Source organism: Brucella sp. RRSP16, assembly GCF_052246815.1.
Lineage (GTDB): Bacteria > Pseudomonadota > Alphaproteobacteria > Rhizobiales > Rhizobiaceae > Brucella > Brucella intermedia.
Genome location: NZ_JBQQAM010000006.1, coordinates 64455 through 82718, shown reverse-complemented (window position 1 = coordinate 82718; position 18264 = coordinate 64455). Strand labels below are relative to the sequence as shown.

Sequence of the window (18264 nt, the reverse complement as noted above, 5' to 3'; positions counted from 1 at the left end):
CATTGTCCTGCGCAAAACCGCTTCGCAATTTTGCTGGAAATGCTTAAAGAAAAAGCCGCGCTGATGTACAGCGCGGCTTTTCGATTTCGGCAAATATCCAGCGCGCCAGAGCGCGCATGGGATTAACGCGAATAGAATTCGACGACCAGGTTCGGTTCCATCTGAACGGCGTAAGGCACATCCGTCAGGGTCGGAACGCGGGAGTAGGTCGCAACCAGCTTGTTGTGGTCGACTTCGATGTAGTCCGGAACATCACGTTCTGCGAGCTGAACAGCTTCCAGAACGATAACCAGCTGCTTCGACTTTTCGCGAACTTCAACAACGTCACCGGCCTTCAGGCGGTAGGACTGGATGTTGACGCGGCGACCGTTCACATTCACGTGGCCGTGGTTGATGAACTGGCGGGCAGCGAAGATCGTGGGAACGAACTTGGCGCGGTACACGACTGCGTCGAGGCGCGATTCCAGCAGACCGATCAGGTTTTCACCGGTGTCGCCCTTGCGGCGAGCGGCTTCTTCGTAGGTCTTGCGGAACTGCTTTTCGGAGATGTCGCCGTAGAAGCCCTTGAGCTTCTGCTTGGCGCGCAGCTGCACACCGAAGTCCGACAGCTTGCCCTTGCGGCGCTGGCCGTGCTGGCCCGGGCCATATTCACGACGGTTTACCGGGGACTTCGGACGGCCCCAGATGTTTTCGCCAAGACGGCGATCAATTTTGTACTTAGCGGATTCGCGCTTGCTCATCGCATTTCCTTCAAAGGTTATAGCGCCCGAAAGCGCTGGAGGAAACGCGCCCTCCTCTGCCCTCCGTTTTCGGGGACTGACAGGATGAAGCGCGCGAGCGCAATCTTCATCCACGGGACACGTCAAATGAAACGCCAGCGCGATGACGCGCCAGCGATGGCGGCTTTTAGTCATCCAGCTGTTATCTTGTCAAGCGCGGAGGGCCGAAAAAGCCGGAAAAACCGGTCTTCGGCATGCGTTTCCTACCATTGCTACGCTCTGCCATCAAGCGTGAAGGAACGCCATTCCCTGTTTCGTCATTAGCCCTGACGGAACTGCTACTCATGAGGCGTCAATGGCTTTGTCTTTTCCTCCGTCCGGCAAGGGTGCACTCACCGTGCTGATCGCGCTTGGCCTCGTTGCAATGCCGTCCTTGTCCGGCCTTCTTTCCGGCGAGGCGCAGGCGCAAACTTTCATCGAACGCATCCTCAAACAGGACGCCCAGAAGGCAAGGCAGCATCGCAAACGTCCGGCAGCAAGACATACCCAGAGAAAACCGACCGCAAAGCAACAGACGGCAAGACAAGCGAGCTCCGCACCGAAGGCCGAAGCAAAACCGGCGCCCGGCTTCGCCATACCCGTTCCCATCCCGCGACCGAAGGAAACGGCAAACAAGAAACCGGAGCCGGAAGCTACACCCCTTCCCGAGGAAAAGCCGGATACGGGCGGACAGGAACAGCCCCGCCCGGCCCCCGCTCCATCTCCGGAGAAACCGGCAAGACCTGCGGAACCGGCAGGCAATCCTAAACAGGCTGACGAGAAACAGCAGGACGCCAAGCCGGAAATCGAAGAACGAATCTATCAGGTGTCCTGCCCGGCGCTCATTTCCGGCCAGGTCGAGGGCAAGCTCCTGCCTCCGATCAAGGACGGCGAGCAATGCGGGGTTCATTCCCCCCTGTCCCTGACCGCCATCGGCAAGGACGAGCCGTTGAAATTCGCCAATGCAGTGACCACGAATTGCGCAATGGCCGTCACGCTGGCGCAGTGGAGCAGCGAAGTGACGAAAGCCGCGAAGGATGTTTACGGCCCGGATTCAAAAATCACGGAGATCGGCGTCGGCTCGGACTATCAATGCCGAAAGGTAAACGGAGCCTCGTCGGGGCGGGTTTCGGAACACGCCTTTGCCAACGCGCTCGACATCATGTCGTTCACATTCGCGGACGGCAGCAAAACGCAACTGGAAAGCGGCTGGAACGGCAACGACAAGGAAAAGGCATTCTGGCGCGCCGTGCACGGTGCAAGCTGCAAGCTTTTCATGACCGTGATCGGTCCGGATGGCGACGCCGCGCACCGCACCAACATGCATCTCGACCAAGGCTGCCACGGCAAATCCTGTCTTGCACGCATTTGCCAATAAGCTATCGTAAGCGTTGGAAATTCATAAAAAAATCAGAATTGCGCCTGTAATCTCGGTTCCATTATCGATTCAACCCCGCCTGATCGCCAGTGAAAGACGGGTCTCCAGAAGGACATGGGCATGAAATCGACCAAACTTGTAGTTTCCGCAATTTTCACACTTGGTTTTTGCGCTGCGGCTCATGCCGATGCCGTTCCGAAGCGCTCGAAGGATTTTACAGGAAATTACCAGACGCTCGTCAAGGATCAGCGGGTCGCGCCGCAGATCGCCGACTGTATCGCCAGCGGCTATGACTATGTGAAGAAGAGCAAGAAATATGATCGTCTCGGCTTCACCAAAGACGATATTTCCGACGCGCAAACCGATGATAAATCATCGAAATTCAGTTCCAGCGACCCGCGCAAGGTGTCGGCGGTGATTTCGGTTCCCGGTGAAGCCCGCAACAAGGGTGTTTCCGCGAAGTGGGACAGCATCACGCTGCGCTGCGGCATCACCGACGGCAAGCTGAAAGCAATCGAACTCGCCCCGAACAAGGCCGACAAGTAAAGATCACATGGCGAGTGCCAGACGGCGCTCGCCTGTCCTGTTCAGTGCTTCTTGCCGCCGTCTACGTGCTCCGGCAGGCTTTTGCGCTTGGTTTCGGCAAACTCTTCCAGTTCCTTTTCGGTCATCGATTCATACATTTCCTTCGACGCGCCGATGAGTTCGCTTTTCTTGATCTCGCCGCGTTTGGCAGCAAGGGCAGCTCCGGCTGCCTTCTGTTGGGCTTGTGATTTAGCGGGCATGGCTTTCTCTCCTGTCTGACAAGACAAACGCACGGCGAGTCGGCCCGGTTCCCCTTTTATTCGTTGCCTTCGTCAAAACGAGCGCGTGCATCGCGAAGCAGGTCGCGGTTCTTGACTGCCCATTGGCCGAGCACATCGATCGGCACGGCCAGAGAATGGCCAAGCTCGGTCAGTGAATATTCCACTTCGGGCGGAGATGTCGGGCGAACATGCCGCGAAACCAGCCCGTCCCGCTCCAGCGACCGCAGCGTCACCGTCAACATGCGCTGCGAAATGCCTTCGATGGATCGCCGCAAGGCATTGAAGCGCATCGAACCTTCCTGAAGATTGAAGACGACGAGAATGCTCCACGTGTCGCCCACCCGATCCAGCACTTCGCGGATCGGACAGGCGCCGTCCCCATCGGTTTTGAAGGCCGGAGTGGATGAGAGCAAGGGCGTCTTGCCGTCAGGCCGTGTCGATATCGTCATCTGCTTCTCCTCGGACAGGCGGTCCACCGCCCGGCGCGCATTTTATTCTTCGAGCCTCGCCGCTTTCGAACGCACATGGTCTATGTTGGCGGCAAAATCCCGGTAAAACAATTGGTTAGATCGATCCCTGCCTTTCGGCTTCGTCGAAACCGCCCTGAACACTTGCCTTCGACGCGGTTACTTCCATGTACCCTGAACATGTAAAAGTGCGTTCTTCACACGCTTGGCAGCATCACTTATGTAGTTATCAGAAATAACCTGATTACGAAACATACCTCAATTCATTCGATACGAGAAGATCGGAAAGGAAAATGCCATGACCAGAATCGCACTGATCGGCGCAACGGGTTTTGTGGGCGCCGCAATTCTCAAGGAAGCCGCAGCACGCGGCCACCAGGTGACCGCACTGGTTCGCCATCCGGAAAAAGTGGAAAAGCTCGCCAATGTCACAGCGTTAAAGGCTGACGTATTCGATACTGATGCGCTTGGAAGCCAGCTTGCGGGGCATGACATCGTGATTTCGGCCTACAATCCGGGCTGGAGCGACGAAAATATCCGCGAAAATCACATCAATGGCAGCCGCTCCATCACGGAAGCCACCAAAAAGGCCGGCATCAAGCGCCTTATAGCGATTGGTGGCGCAGGCAGTCTTTCGATCAATGGCAAGCAGCTGGTCGATTCGCCCGAGTTTCCTGCCGAGTGGAAGGAAGGCGCGCTCGGCGCCCGTCAGGCACTGGAAGACCTCCGCGGCGAGGACCAACTGGAATGGACATTCGTGTCGCCGGCGATCATTCTCCAGCCGGGCGAACGCACCGGAAAATACCGTCTCGGCGGCGACGAACCGGTGTTCGACGACAAGGGCGAAAGCAAGATTTCCGTCGCCGATCTGGCGGTCGCCATTCTGGATGAAGCTGAAAACGGCCAGCATATCCGCAAGCGTTTCACAGCCGCCTATTGAGGCAAATCACAGATTTGCCGCATTTTTGACGGGCGTTCGCCACAAAATCGGTGGTGAAATACACACATCACCACCGTTTTTTGCGCAAAAAGAACGCAAAACGAGCTCGCCGCCACTCTGTCTTAATTACCTCAAACCAGTTCCACGTCCACGACACCGTGAATGGCTTTCATGGCGCTCGCGATCTGCGGGCTGACGCGATAACGGTGCGGCAGTTCGATCTCGACTTCGCGCTGGCCGTTGTCCTTGATGACGATGAGGCTCACCTGCCCGTCGCCGCGCGTATTGAAATGCGGCGCGATATGACGGACCGCATCGGCGGAGCGCAGATAAAGCCGCATCGCCTTCTGCATCCGACAGGCCTCGTCTTCGAGCGACTGCACCGTCTGGATACGCAGCCCGATGCCTTCGGGACGGTTTTCCGCCTGAACAGTAATCACCACCGACTTGCCGCTTTCCAGAAGATCGCGATATTGCGCGAGCCCTTCCGAAAACAGCACTGCTTCGAACTGGCCGCTGGCATCGGACAGTTGCACGATACCCATCTTGTTGCCGGTTCGCGTCTTGCGCTCCTGACGGGCTGTCACGGTGCCCGCCAGACGTCCGGCATTGGCGCCGCGCTTGACGGCTGCGGAAAAATCCGCCCAGCTTTGAACACGCATCCGGTTCAGCACATCGCGATATTCATCGAGCGGATGGGCCGACAGATAGAAGCCGACCGCCTGAAACTCGCGATGCAGCATTTCCGATGGCAGCCAGGGCGCTGCCTGCGGCAGGATGAGCGTTTCCTTGGGCGCGCCGGACAGGCCGAAGATATCGGACTGGCCGCTTGCGGCATTTTCCTGCGTGCGCTGGGCAAAGCCCATGATGCGATCCATGCCCGCACTCATGGCCGGACGCTCGCGACCGAAGCAATCCATCGCACCGGCATTGATGAGGCTTTCCAGCACCCGCCGGTTGACGATGCGCGGATCGACCCGCTCGCAGAAATCCTCAAGGCTTTCAAAAGGCTTCTCGGCCCGCACCTCGACGATATGATCGACCGCCGCCTCGCCCACGCCCTTGATGGCGGCAAGCGAATAGAAAATCTGCTTCTCGCCCACTTCAAACGGACGGAACGACGTCATCACCGACGGCGGCACGACCTCGATGCCCAGACGATTGGCCTCGCGGCGGAAATCGTTGAGCTTGTCGGTGTTCGACATATCGTAGGTCATCGACGCGGCGAGGAACTCGACCGGGTAATGCGCCTTCATATAGGCCGTCTGGTAGGAGACGATTGCATAGGCAGCGGCGTGCGACTTGTTGAAGCCGTAGTCGGCGAACTTGGCCAGCAGGTCGAAGATCATGTTGGCCTGCGCCTTGTCGACACCGCCTTCGATCGCGCCATCCACGAAACGGACGCGCTGCTTGTCCATCTCCTCGCGGATCTTCTTGCCCATGGCGCGGCGCAAAAGGTCAGCTTCACCGAGCGAATAGCCGGAAAGCACCTGCGCGATCTGCATCACCTGTTCCTGATAGACGATAACGCCCTGCGTTTCCTTGATCAGGTGATCGATCTTCGGGTGAATGGAGGCGATCTCCTCCTCGCCGTTCTTGCGCGCATTATAGGTCGGGATGTTCTCCATCGGGCCGGGACGATAAAGCGCCACAAGCGCAATGATATCCTCGATCCGGTCCGGGCGCATGCCGAGCAGCGCCTTTCGCATGCCGGCACTTTCAACCTGGAACACGCCGACCGTTTCACCGCGCGACAGCATTTCATAGGTGAGCGGATCATCGAGCGGCACATGGGACAGGTCGATCTCGATCCCCTTGCGCGCCACCAGCTTGACCGCCGTTTCCAGAACGGTCAGCGTCTTGAGGCCGAGAAAGTCGAATTTGACCAGTCCCGCCTGCTCGACCCATTTCATGTTGAACTGGGTGACCGGCATGTCGGAACGCGGATCCCGATACATGGGCACCAGTTCGGACAGCGGTCGGTCTCCGATCACGATACCGGCGGCGTGGGTCGAGGCGTGGCGATAAAGCCCCTCGAGCTTGAGCGCCATATCGAGAAGCCGCCCGACGACCGGCTCCTTCTCGCGCTCTTCGTTGATCTTGGGCTCGGTTTCGATGGCCTGCGCTAGCGACACGGGATTGGCCGGGTTCTGCGGCACCAGCTTGCACAGACGGTCGACCTGACCGTAAGGCATTTCCAGAACGCGCCCCACATCGCGCAGCACGGCGCGGGCCTGCAAGGTTCCGAAAGTGATGATCTGCGCAACCTGATCGCGCCCGTATTTTTCCTGCACATAGCGGATCACCTCTTCACGGCGATCCTGACAGAAGTCGATATCGAAGTCGGGCATCGAAACGCGGTCCGGGTTGAGGAAGCGTTCGAAAAGCAGCGAGAACCGCAGCGGATCGACATCGGTAATCGTCAGCGCATAGGCGACGAGGGACCCTGCACCGGAACCACGGCCCGGCCCGACCGGAATGCCATGGGCCTTCGCCCATTTGATGAAGTCGGCAACGATCAGGAAGTAGCCGGGGAACTTCATGCGGGTGATGATGCCGATCTCGTATTCGAGACGCTCGGCATATTGCTCCGCCGTATAGCCTTCCGCGAGGCCCGCCGTCTCGAGCCGCATCTTCAGGCCCTCGCGCGCCTGCCGCGCCAGCTCGTCGGCCTCCGCCTGGAGGGCCGCTTCCGGATCGTCCGATTCGCCCGTGAAGCGCGGCAGGATCGGCTTGCGCGTCTGCGTGTACCAGCTGCAGCGCTGGGCAATCTCAACGGTGTTTTCGAGCGCTTCCGGCAGATCGGCAAAGAGTGCCGCCATTTCCGCACGGCTTTTCAGATGATGATCCGGCGTCAGGCGGCGGCGATCATCGTTGGACAATATCTGCCCTTCCGCGATGGCCAGAAGCGCATCATGGGCCTCGAAGTCTTCCGCCTTGAGAAAGAACGCCTCATTGGTGGCCACCAGAGGCAGGTCCATCTCATAGGCAAGCGCCACGGTCTTTGCCTCCAGCGCACGGTCATAGCCCGCCTGACGCTGCAGTTCGACATAGAGCCTATCGCCGAAAGCTTCCCGCAGGAAAGCAAGCCGTGCTTCCGCCCTGTCCGGACGGTCGGCGGCAAAGGCGCGGCCGATCGGCCCCAATGCGCCGCCGGAAAGCACGATGACATCTTTCGCCAGGGGCGGCAGCCAGCTCGCCTCGACATGCACCGGATCACCCGCCGGAGTGTCCAGGAACGCGCGGCTGACAAGCCGCACGATATTGGCATAGCCCTCTTCCGTCGTCGCGAGCAACACGATGGGGGCAAGGTCCAGCGCAACCCGGCGATTGGCGCTGCGTCCATTGTCGGCATGGTCGCCAAAGGCAACATCGATCTGGCAACCGATAATCGGCTGCAACCCGTCCTTCGATGCCTTCTGCGCAAATTCAAGCGCACCGAACAGATTGTTGGTGTCGGTGACTGCGATAGCCGGCGCCTCGTCGGCAATCGCCTGTTTGATGATCTTGCCGAGCGGCAATGCGCCTTCCAGCAAGGAATAGGCCGAATGTACCCGCAGATGCACGAAACGTGGCGTCAAAGCACCGTCATTTGCTGCATTGGCTGCTGCTGCATCACTCATACATCGACCCCGATCATCTGCCGAGCCACCCGGATGGACATACATCCGGCGCTCCAAATCCGTGTATCGGACTTTCCAGAAATCGATTTCGATCCTGGCGCCGATACAGTAGCCGCCTGATAGCACATTGCTTCAAGCATGAACCACATTCGTGATTCATCGCGGCTGGCGACTCTGTCGCCTGAAAGCATCAGTTTCGGGGAATGAAGTGGCGATGTCCAGTAAGACTATCGCCCCCGTGGCGCGGGTTCACAGGAACCCGCTATTTCCTTCAAATAGCGCTCACCCAGATGGCGAAAGTTGCAATGAACAGGCTTACCGAAATGAAAGACAGAACGTCGTGGACGAGATCGGTCATGTTGGAAACTCCTCTGTGTTCACGTATGTTTATTTTTTGTTCTATTTTTGTTCCTAAGTCAACACCGTTATGCAACGGCATTCATTTTAGGGTTTACGAATAGTGAATACACAACCGCAGGCGGGAACTGCGAGAACAGAGTGAGGGTGACGCTGCCGGGCTCTGTTCAGGCAGAGCCGCACCTCGCCCTTCGAGACGCCGCCTGCGGCGGCTCCTCAGGATGAGGTGCTGGCGGGGCGGTCCATCGCCGCCCGGCCGCCAGGACAAGGTTACAGGAATATAGGCAGGCCCAGAGGCTCGGCCCGATCAAACGCAAGCAGAACAGATGGGAGAGCACTGGCCTGTCCGGTCAGGAACGCGCTGGCAGCGGTGCCGCACCTCGCCCTTCGAGACGCCGCCTGCGGCGGCTCCTCAGGATGAGGTGCTGCTGGTGGAGGCGGTTTCATGGCCGCACGGCCACCAAGACAAGGGGTATGGGAATACGGGGAGGCCTAAGAGGCCCGGCCCGATCAAACGCACAGCAGAACAGATGGGCGAGCATCGGCTGTCCGGTCAGGAATGCGCTGACGGCGGTGCGCACCTCGCCCTTCGAGACGCCGCCTGCGGCGGCTCCTCAGGATGAGGTGCTGCTGGCGGAGGCGGTTCCATGACCGCCCGGCCATCAGGACAAGGGTATGGGAATATAGGCAGGCCTGAGACGCCCCGCCCGATCAAACGCACAAGAGAACAGATGAGAGAGCATCGGCTGTCCGGTCAGGAATGCGCTGACGGCGGTGCGCACCTCGCCCTTCGAGACGCCGCCTGCGGCGGCTCCTCAGGATGAGGTGCTGCTGGTGGAGGCCGTTCCATGACCGCCCGGCCGCTAAGGGGTATGGGAATACAGGCAGGCCAGAGGCCCGGCCCGATCAAACGCACAGCAGAACAGATGGGAGAGCACCGGCTGTCCGGTCAGACAGGAACGCGCTGGCAGCAGAGCCGCACCTCGGCCTTCGAGACGCCGCCTGCGGCGGCTCCTCAGGATGAGGTGCTATGTAGTGTGGACGTTTTAAAGGTCGACGACCTTGCCGTCCTTCAGCGTCACGCGGCGATCCATGCGGCCAGCCAGTTCGTGATTGTGGGTGGCGATCAGGGCTGCAAGCCCGGACTGGCGCACGAGCGCTTCCAGAGCACCGAAGACATAGGAAGAGGTCGTCGGGTCGAGGTTGCCGGTCGGTTCGTCCGCCAGAAGAACGAGCGGCGCATTGGCAACGGCGCGCGCGATGGCGACACGCTGCTGTTCACCGCCGGAAAGCTCCGAGGGGCGATGGGAGGCGCGCTTGCCGATCTTCATATATTCAAGAAGCTGCTGCGCACGTTCTGCCGCCTGCTTCTTCGACAGTCCGCGGATCATCTGCGGCATCATCACGTTTTCCAGCGCGGAAAATTCCGGCAGGAGGTGATGGAACTGGTAGACGAAGCCGATGTCGTTGCGGCGCACCGCCGTGCGCTCGTCATCGGAAAGCTTGCTGCAGGAGCGTCCGTCCAGGAAAACCTCTCCCTCATCGGGACGTTCCAGAAGGCCAGCCGTGTGCAGCAAGGTCGATTTGCCCGCACCCGACGGCGCGACAAGCGCAACCATTTCGCCGCGACGCAGCGTGAAATCGGCGTCCTTGAGGATCACCAGTTCGCGGTCGGCTTCCTTGTAGGCGCGGCCGACGCGTTGCAGCCGCATGATGATTTCAGCCGCCATTATTCATACCTCAATGCTTCGACCGGATCGAGCTTGGCAGCGCGCCAGGCCGGGAAAATGGTGGCGATGAACGACAGCACCAGAGCCATGACGATGACGGAAATCGTCTCGCCGGGGTCCATCTTCGCGGGCAGCTGGCTCAGGAAATAAAGTTCCGGATTGAAGAGCGTCGTGCCGGAGAGCCACGAGAAGAACTCGCGGATCCGCTCGACATTCAGGCAGACGACGACGCCCAGAACCACACCGGCCACCGTGCCGGTGACGCCGATGGCGGCGCCCGTCATCAGGAAGATGCGCATCACCGCGCCGCGGGTTGCCCCCATGGTGCGCAGGATCGCAATGTCATGCCCCTTGTCCTTCACCAGCATGATGAGGCCGGAAATGATGTTCAGCGCCGCCACGAGCACGATCAGCGTCAGGATCATGAACATGACATTGCGTTCGACTTCCAGCGCCGAGAAGAAAGTCTGGTTGCGCTGGCGCCAGTCGACAAGCGAGAGCTGGCGTCCCGCCGCCTCTTCCACCGGGGCGCGCATCGCATCCACCTTGTCGGGATTATCGACAAAGATTTCAAGCGATTGCACCTTGCCTTCCTGATTGAAGAAAAGCTGCGCCTCGGAAAGCGGCATCATGACGATGGAGGAGTCATATTCCGACATGCCGATCTCGAAGATGGCGACAATCGGATAGGCCTTTACGCGCGGATTGACGCCGAACGGGGTCACATCGCCGTCCGGCGAGATCACGCGCAGCGTATCGCCGATGGAAAGGCCGAGATTTTCCGCCATGCGGGTGCCGATGGCGACGCCGCCCGCCTGATCGAAGCCCTGCAGCGTGCCCTGGCGGATATTGCCGGAAACGAGCTTGAGCTTTTCGAGGTCTTCTTCACGCAAGCCCCGGATCAGCGCGCCATTGCCTGCGCCGATATTGCCCTGCACAAGCGCCTGCCCTTCCACCACGGGAATGGCGAACCTGATGCCGGAAATACCGTCCATCCGCTTGATGAGATCGGCATAATCATCCAGCGGGCGGTCAATCGGCTGCATGATGAGATGGCCGTTGATGCCGAGGATTCGCGAAAGAAGCTCGGCACGGAAGCCGTTCATCACCGCCATGACGATGATGAGCGTCGCCACGCCCAGCATGATGCCGGTGAAGGAAAACCCGGCAATGACCGAGATAAAAGTCTCGCGGCGGCGCGCACGCAGATATCGCCATGCGATCATCCGCTCAAAGGCCGAGAATGGACTCGACTTCGGAGCTTTCTGGGCTACCTTTGCCTTGTCCCCGGATTTTGCTGCCGCCGCGTTGCTCATGCTTCTGCCGTCAACAGGTTGATCGCAGCTTCGACGCTCAGGTTCTGGCGTTCGCCGGTCTTGCGATCCTTGATTTCGACTTCACCGGCGGCAACGCCGCGCGGTCCGACGATCACCTGCGTCGGCAGGCCGATCAGGTCCATCGTGGCGAACTTTGCGCCCGGACGGTCGTCCGTGTCGTCAAGCAGCGGATCGACGCCTGCATTGGTCAGCGCCTCGTAGAGCTTCTCGCTCACGGCGTCGCATCCTTCGTCGCCCGGCTTCATGTTGACGATGCCAGCGCCGAACGGCGCGATGGCCTTCGGCCAGATGATGCCTGCATCGTCGTGGAAGGCCTCGATGGCGGCTGCGACAAGGCGCGACGGGCCGATGCCGTAGGAACCCATGGAAACCAGATGTTCCTTGCCGTCCGGGCCCTGCACTTTGGCGCCCATCGGTTCGGAATATTTGGTGCCGAAATGGAAGATGTGGCCGACTTCGATGCCGCGCGCGGAAACCTGATCTTCAGGCTTGACCTTGGCCCAGTCGGCCTCGTCGTGCATTTCGTCGGTCGCCGCATAAGGCGTCGTCCAGCGCTGGACGATGTCGGTCAGCTGCGCATCGTTGCGGAAATCGGTGTCCGCGCCCGGCACGGCCAGATCGAGATAAGCCTTGTCGCAGAAAACCTGGCTTTCGCCGGTTTCGGCCAGAATGATGAATTCGTGGGAAAGGTCGCCGCCAATCGGGCCGGTATCGGCGCGCATCGGGATCGCCTGCAGGCCGACGCGGGCGAAAGTGCGCAGATAGGACACGAACATGCGGTAGTAAGCCATTTTCGCGCCCTCATAATCGAGGTCGAACGAATAGGCGTCCTTCATCAGAAATTCGCGTGAACGCATGACGCCGAAACGCGGGCGCACTTCGTCGCGGAACTTCCACTGGATGTGATAGAGATTGAGCGGCAGGTCCTTGTAGGAACGCACATAGGAGCGGAAAATGTCGGTGACCATTTCCTCATTGGTCGGGCCGAAGAGCATATCGCGCTCCTGCCGGTCCTGGATGCGCAGCATTTCCTTGCCATAGGCGTCGTAGCGGCCGCTTTCGCGCCACAGGTCGGCGGACTGGATGGTCGGCATCAGGATTTCATTGGCGCCAGCGCGGTTCTGCTCCTCGCGGATGATGTCGCAGACCTTGTTGAGCACCTTCAGGCCGATCGGCAGCCAGGCATAGATGCCGGCCGACTGTTGACGGATCATGCCCGAACGCAGCATCAGCCTGTGGGAGACGATTTCCGCCTCCTTGGGGTTTTCCTTCAGAATAGGTAAAAAATACCGCGACAGACGCATCGTAACCACCAATCAAGAGGGACTGCCTGAGTGCTTCAAGAATCAGGCAAAAATTAAGCATATTCGTCGGTTTCTTACCGGGTTATAGATCGGTTGGAAACCCGCCTGGAAAAGCTTTCGCGGCGGCGGATTTCCCCATCCACAGCCATGATCGCCTGCCGAAAGAACTGCCTCCGCCAAATCGGGCATCCAGATTCACATTCAAATTCAATATATTACAGATATATCACTCTCTCCGGGGAAATTTTGCGAAAGAAATATGACGCGATAGAAGATTTTTCGTGACAAAAGCTGTGCAGTTCGCTATTTTTTTCATCATAAGAGCAACAACGGAATAAAACCGTTGGTTTCACGCGGTCAAAGTCTTGGGAGGATGGATCCAGGCGCGACTTTCGCAGCCGCCAGTCAAATGGAAACGGATCGAACGCGTATTTGATTAGCAAGGCGAAAGCCTTGCTTTTTTTTTGCACTTGCGGGACGGCCATGGTCCCCGCAGTTTCGCTATTTTATTTGCGCGAATAACACATTGATTTTGTGGGATTTATCCCGGTGCCCTCTGCGCATCCAAGTATTAAATTTCACTTAAGTATAAATCGATTTATTCATGCACAATTGCCGGGGAAATAGCCTCGCCGTCACAAATGACGGCGGGTTGTAGCCTGTCGGAAATTCAACGGGTTACGCTTAAGGGCTGCTACAGACTACAACTTTTGGTGGAGTGATCCACTTTTCTTTATACAAAAAAGAGGCTGCCTAATTTTTAGGCAGCCTCAAAATTCGTGCCGGAACCGGACCCGTGAAACCCGGTCGGGTCAAGTCAGATCCGGGAAGAAATGCGGGATATCGTCGAGGCCGTAACCGCTGACCTGCGTCAGATAATAATAGAGCAGGAAGATGAGCGTCGCGACGACCGTCGTGCGCAGGAAGGCCCGGCCGATGCGCGGCCTTGCCGGAGCGCTGGCGACCGTGCCCAGGGTCACTTCGTTTTCTTCGGCCTGTGTACGCAAGCCGACCGGCAGCAGCGCGAACAGCGTGGTCCACCAGATGATGAAATAGATCGCGATTCCCGAAACCAGAGACATGATTACACCTCTTCCAGTTCGATCAGTGTGCCGTTGAAATCCTTGGGGTGCAGGAACAGAACCGGCTTGCCATGCGCGCCCGTCTTCGGCTCGCCGTCACCCAGGATGCGCGCGCCTTCTGCCTTGAGGCGATCACGGGCGGCGATGATGTCCGCAACCTCGTAGCAAAGATGGTGCATGCCGCCGGACGGGTTCTTTTCCAGAAAGGCCGCGATGGGAGACCCCTCGCCCAGAGGTTCCAGCAATTCGATCTTGGTGTTGCCGACGTCGATGAAAACCACGGTTACGCCATGTTCGGGCAGCGCCTGCGGCTCGGTGACTTTGGCACCGAGCTTGCCGCGATAAAGCGCTGCGGCGGCGTCAATATCCGGAACCGCGATTGCCACGTGGTTCAAGCGTTCGAGCATCAGCACCTCCCATGCCGGTCATTCTGCAAATATATGTGGTTACCGTATCCTATTGACGAACACGGTCACCACGGGCTTTTTGCCCCATGCTTCATTTGCCGCAGCGCGAACGGCACGGCGCACGGACTCCCGTACCAGCTCGATATCCTTGCGGCGAACACGCGGAATGCTGTCGATGGCCTCGATCGCCGCGTCCAGAAGGATATCTTCCAGCAGGTCGCCCTGCGCATTTTCCTCCGGCACGCCGAAAGTCACGAGGTCGGGTTCATCGATGATCTTGTGCTCGCGGTCGAGCAGCACGGAAACGGCGACATGGCCGACATAGGCAAGCTTGCGGCGCTCGACCATGCCGATTTCTTCCTCGTCGCCGATCAGCTTGCCGTCCTTGTAGATGCGGCCAACCGGCGCTTCATCGATGATCTCGGCCTTGCCGGGCGCCAGACGCAGCATGTCGCCATCGCGAACCTGCGCGACCTGCTCGATGCCTTCCATCGCGCCAAGCGAGCCTTGCGCGACCAGATGCGCGGCTTCGCCGTGCACCGGCACCAGAATCTGCGGGCGAACCCATGAATACATGCGGCGCAATTCGCTGCGGCGTGGATGGCCGGACACATGGACCAGTGCATCCTCGTCGCCGATGATCTTGATGCCGCGATCGATCAGGCGGTTCTTGATGTCGAGTATCGCCTTTTCATTGCCCGGAATGGCGCGCGACGAGTAGATGACCGTATCGCCCGCCGTCAGCGCGAGGCTGCGCATTTCGTCACGCGCAAGCTTGGCGAGTGCGGCACGCGGCTCGCCCTGACTGCCGGTCAGGATCATCACCACGTTCTCGCGGGGAATATAGCCGTAATCTTCTTCGCTGAGATATTCCGGCAGGCCTTCCATGTAGCCAAGCTCGGTCGCAACGGAGATGGCGCGCTTCATCGAACGCCCGACCACCAGTACCTGACGGCCCGCGTCCCGCGCCGCCTCGGTAATCGACCGGATACGACCGACATTCGAAGAGAAGGTGGTGATGGCCACACGACCACGCGCATTTTCGATCAGCTCACGCAGGCTTTCGCCCACCTGTCGCTCGGAAGGCGATTCACCCTCGCGCAAGGCGTTGGTGGAGTCGCAGATCAGCGCCAGCACGCCAGCATCGCCGATGGCGCGGAAACGCGCCTCGTCGATGACGGGGCCGAGCGAGGGTTCCGGGTCCATCTTCCAGTCGCCCGTATGCACGACCGTGCCGAGCGGCGTCGTAAGGGCCAGCGAAACCGGCTCCGGGATCGAGTGGGTGACGGCCACGGCCTCGATCTTGAAAGGCCCGACCTCAAACTTTTCGCCAGCCTTGTAGATCGTGATCGGAATGTCGGGCGCGCCATCCTCCGACTGCCGCTTGGCTTCCAGCAGGCCGGCGGTAAATGGCGTCGCATAGACCGGCACCTTCAGGCGCGGCCAAAGGTCAAGCAAGGCGCCGAAATGGTCTTCATGCGCATGGGTGATCACGATGCCGCGCAGATTGTGCTTTTCAGCTTCGAGATAGCGGATATCCGGCAGGATGAGATCGGCGCCCGGCTGTTCCGGCCCCGCAAAGCTCACACCCATATCCACCACCAGCCACTCGCGGTTGTCCGCCGGGCCGAAGCCGTACATGGCCAAATTCATGCCGATTTCGCCCACGCCGCCAAGCGGCAGAAAGACGAGTTCCGTAGTATTGGATCGGGCCATGAAATTTCCTCTATGACTATCGAGCGGTCTTGCCGCACCAACTGAACCCAAAGTTGTCCTGTTGCAACCCTGGCAAGACAAAACAAAGCAAATTATTTGCGTATTGTAGCAGCAGTTCCGAAATAGACATCGCCAGCCGTTACTGCAACCCGCGAACCATCGTCTTCGCGAATAACAAAACGGCATGCCTCGTCAATCGTATCAAAATGACCTTCGACGATACGGCCTTCGACCTGCATCGTCACACGCTGGCCGAGGCCATGGGCGCGCTCCAGCCAACGCTTGCGAATGTCATCAAGGCCGCGCCCCTCGTTCCAGACGCGGTAATTGACGGACCATGCATCCGACAGGGCCGCGAACAAGGTTTCGGCATCGCATTTGCTGCCAAGCGAGCGCAGGGAAGTCGCCGCGTAGGGCAGATCATCGGGAAAGGCGACCACATTGGTTCCGATGCCGATGGCAACGGCGAACAGGCCTTTTCCCATAATGGAAGATTCGAGCAGGATGCCGGACAGTTTCGCACCATTCAGCAGAACATCGTTCGGCCATTTGAGGCCGATTGTCGGCGGCACGGCAGGCCCGGTCGCGGCGAATACCGCGTCAAGCGCGTCTGCGAGCGACAGGCCCGCGACAAACCCGAGCGTTGCCGCCGTTTTCATTTCGTAGGATTCAACGAGAAGCAGCGTGGAGGCAAGATTGCCTTCCGGCGTGGACCAGGCACGGCCCCGTCTTCCACGGCCGCTTTCCTGTTTCTTCGTGACAAGCCAGAGCCTGCCCGGATCGCCCGCGGCTGCCCGTTCCAGGGCAACGGCGTTGGTGGAACCTACCGTCTCGAAGCTTTCGAGACGGTAGCCCTCATTTTTCGCAACAGGCGAAAGCGCAAAACTCATCTATGCTTCCGCCTCATGCATTTGTCAGAAGAACGTCTTGGCTGCGGCTTCGGCAAAACCACCGATCGGGCCAGCAATGAAGACGTAGAAGAGCACGAAGGCACCCGTTACACCGAGAACCAGGCGAAGCTCGCCCGCGACGGGAACGAAACCGCCGGTCGGCTCATCGAACCACATGATCTTGATCATGCGCAGGTAGTAGAACGCGCCCACGACCGAAGCCACGATACCGATGATGGCGAGCGGCAGGAGACCGGCCTGCACAGCGGCAAGGAAGGTGTACCACTTTCCGAAGAAGCCTGCGAGGGGCGGAATGCCGGCGAGCGAGAACAGGAAGATGGTCATGATCGTTGCCAGCACCGGATTGGTGCGGGACAGACCGGCCAGATCATCGATGTTCTCGACATTGCCGTCCTTGGTGCGCATTGCAAGAATGAACGCGAAGGTGCCGAGCGTCATGGCAAGGTAGATCGCCATGTAGATCATCACGCCCTTCACGCCGATCACCGTGCCTGCGGCCAGACCAACAAGCGCATAACCCATATGGCTGATCGAGGAATAAGCCATCAGGCGCTTGATGTTGCGCTGGCCGATGGCGGCAAAGGCGCCGAGGATCATCGAGGCAAGCGCGATGAAGATGACGACCTGCTGCCAGTCATGGGTGACCGGGGCAAAGGCTTCCGAGACGACGCGGATGATGAGCGCCATGGCGGCCATCTTCGGAGCGGCGGCAAAGAATGCCGTTACCGGGGTCGGCGCACCTTCATAGACGTCCGGCGTCCACATGTGGAACGGAACGGCGGAAATCTTGAATGCCAGGCCGGCCAGAATGAAGACCAGACCGAAGACCAGGCCCAGTTCGCGCTGTCCGCCGGCGACGGCCTGCGCGATTTCGGCAAAGCCAATATGACCGGTGTAACCGTAGACGAGCGAGATGCCGTAAAGCAGCATGCCCGAGGACAGCGAGCCGAGGACGAAGTATTTCAGGCCTGCTTCCGTCGAACGGACGCTATCGCGGTTGAACGCTGCCAGAACATAGAGCGCCAGCGATTGCAGTTCGAGGCCGAGATAGAGCGACAGCATGTTGGAGGCCGAAACCATCAGCAGCATGCCCAGCGTGGAAATCACGATCAGGACCGGGAATTCGAACTTGTCGAACTTCTCCGCCTTGGCGAAGCCGACCGACATGATCAGCGTCACGATGGAGCCGACCAGTGTCAGCACCTTCATGAAGCGGCCAAAACCGTCATTGACGATGGCGCCGCCGAAAACAGCACCGTTCGCCGGGAAAAGGATGACCAGAGCCAGCGCTGCAATAAGCACCGCGACGGATAATCCGTTGACGAGCGTGGCCGCCCGTTCGCCGGAGAACACGCCAATCATGAGCAGTGCCAAGGCGCCTACAGCAAGGAGAACCTCCGGTGCTGCAAGGGTCAGATGAGCTATCAGATCAGTCTGCATGACCTACG

15 protein-coding genes are annotated in these 18264 nt (G+C 59.3%); 3 read left to right on the top strand and 12 right to left on the bottom strand.

Going from position 1 to position 18264, the window contains the following annotated elements:
* Nucleotides 1-122: 122 nt before the first annotated feature.
* Nucleotides 123-740 (bottom strand): 30S ribosomal protein S4, encoded by a 618-nt coding sequence (rpsD, locus tag ACS5UA_RS11095; RefSeq protein ID WP_031345968.1) that lies wholly within the window; start codon nucleotides 738-740, stop codon nucleotides 123-125.
* Nucleotides 741-1074: 334 nt separating this feature from the next.
* On the opposite strand from rpsD, the gene ACS5UA_RS11090 reads away from it, so the two are divergent.
* Nucleotides 1075-2136, top strand: coding sequence for an extensin-like domain-containing protein (locus ACS5UA_RS11090; RefSeq protein ID WP_021585017.1), 1062 nt, complete (start codon nucleotides 1075-1077; stop codon nucleotides 2134-2136).
* Between the two features lie 120 nt (nucleotides 2137-2256).
* Nucleotides 2257-2682, top strand: coding sequence for a type IV secretion system effector BspC (gene bspC, locus ACS5UA_RS11085; protein ID WP_025091399.1), 426 nt, complete (start codon nucleotides 2257-2259; stop codon nucleotides 2680-2682).
* Between the two features lie 41 nt (nucleotides 2683-2723).
* Here the strand turns inward: bspC and ACS5UA_RS11080 are convergent, their stop codons facing one another.
* Together ACS5UA_RS11080 and ACS5UA_RS11075 are read right to left on the bottom strand one after the other, a co-directional pair.
* On the bottom strand, nucleotides 2724-2921 hold the full coding sequence (locus ACS5UA_RS11080; RefSeq protein ID WP_021585016.1) for a DUF3008 family protein: 198 nt from the start codon (nucleotides 2919-2921) through the stop codon (nucleotides 2724-2726).
* A gap of 56 nt (nucleotides 2922-2977) precedes the next feature.
* On the bottom strand, nucleotides 2978-3391 hold the full coding sequence (locus ACS5UA_RS11075; RefSeq protein ID WP_021585015.1) for a winged helix-turn-helix transcriptional regulator: 414 nt from the start codon (nucleotides 3389-3391) through the stop codon (nucleotides 2978-2980).
* Nucleotides 3392-3707: 316 nt separating this feature from the next.
* Between ACS5UA_RS11075 and ACS5UA_RS11070 the strand changes: the two genes are divergently transcribed.
* Nucleotides 3708-4349 (top strand): NAD(P)-dependent oxidoreductase, encoded by a 642-nt coding sequence (locus tag ACS5UA_RS11070; RefSeq protein WP_021585014.1) that lies wholly within the window; start codon nucleotides 3708-3710, stop codon nucleotides 4347-4349.
* A gap of 131 nt (nucleotides 4350-4480) precedes the next feature.
* On the opposite strand, the gene dnaE is transcribed toward ACS5UA_RS11070, so the two are convergent.
* From dnaE to nuoN, 9 genes are all read right to left on the bottom strand, one after another.
* Nucleotides 4481-7972: a DNA polymerase III subunit alpha gene (gene dnaE, locus ACS5UA_RS11065; RefSeq protein ID WP_021585013.1), complete on the bottom strand. Its 3492-nt coding sequence runs from the start codon at nucleotides 7970-7972 to the stop codon at nucleotides 4481-4483.
* Nucleotides 7973-9375: 1403 nt separating this feature from the next.
* Entirely contained in the window at nucleotides 9376-10059 is a 684-nt protein-coding gene (locus tag ACS5UA_RS11060) for an ABC transporter ATP-binding protein (protein WP_006466608.1), read from the bottom strand.
* Nucleotides 10059-11375: a lipoprotein-releasing ABC transporter permease subunit gene (locus ACS5UA_RS11055; protein WP_443101311.1), complete on the bottom strand. Its 1317-nt coding sequence runs from the start codon at nucleotides 11373-11375 to the stop codon at nucleotides 10059-10061. The genes ACS5UA_RS11060 and ACS5UA_RS11055 overlap by 1 nt, the downstream gene beginning before the upstream one ends.
* Nucleotides 11372-12700, bottom strand: a complete 1329-nt coding sequence (gene proS, locus ACS5UA_RS11050) for a proline--tRNA ligase (RefSeq protein WP_006471801.1) — start codon at nucleotides 12698-12700, stop codon at nucleotides 11372-11374. Before proS ends, ACS5UA_RS11055 begins: the two co-directional genes overlap by 4 nt.
* Nucleotides 12701-13512: 812 nt before the next feature.
* Entirely contained in the window at nucleotides 13513-13782 is a 270-nt protein-coding gene (locus ACS5UA_RS11045; protein ID WP_006466605.1) for a DUF1467 family protein, read from the bottom strand.
* A 2-nt stretch (nucleotides 13783-13784) separates the two neighbouring features.
* On the bottom strand, nucleotides 13785-14189 hold the full coding sequence (mce, locus tag ACS5UA_RS11040) for a methylmalonyl-CoA epimerase (protein ID WP_006471802.1): 405 nt from the start codon (nucleotides 14187-14189) through the stop codon (nucleotides 13785-13787).
* A 39-nt stretch (nucleotides 14190-14228) separates the two neighbouring features.
* Entirely contained in the window at nucleotides 14229-15905 is a 1677-nt protein-coding gene (locus ACS5UA_RS11035) for a ribonuclease J (protein ID WP_006471803.1), read from the bottom strand.
* Nucleotides 15906-15997: 92 nt separating this feature from the next.
* A complete protein-coding gene (locus ACS5UA_RS11030) occupies nucleotides 15998-16795 on the bottom strand; it encodes a biotin--[acetyl-CoA-carboxylase] ligase (protein ID WP_021585010.1) in 798 nt (265 codons plus the stop codon).
* 24 nt (nucleotides 16796-16819) lie between these two features.
* Entirely contained in the window at nucleotides 16820-18256 is a 1437-nt protein-coding gene (gene nuoN / locus ACS5UA_RS11025) for an NADH-quinone oxidoreductase subunit NuoN (RefSeq protein ID WP_021585009.1), read from the bottom strand.
* Nucleotides 18257-18264: the final 8 nt, after the last annotated feature.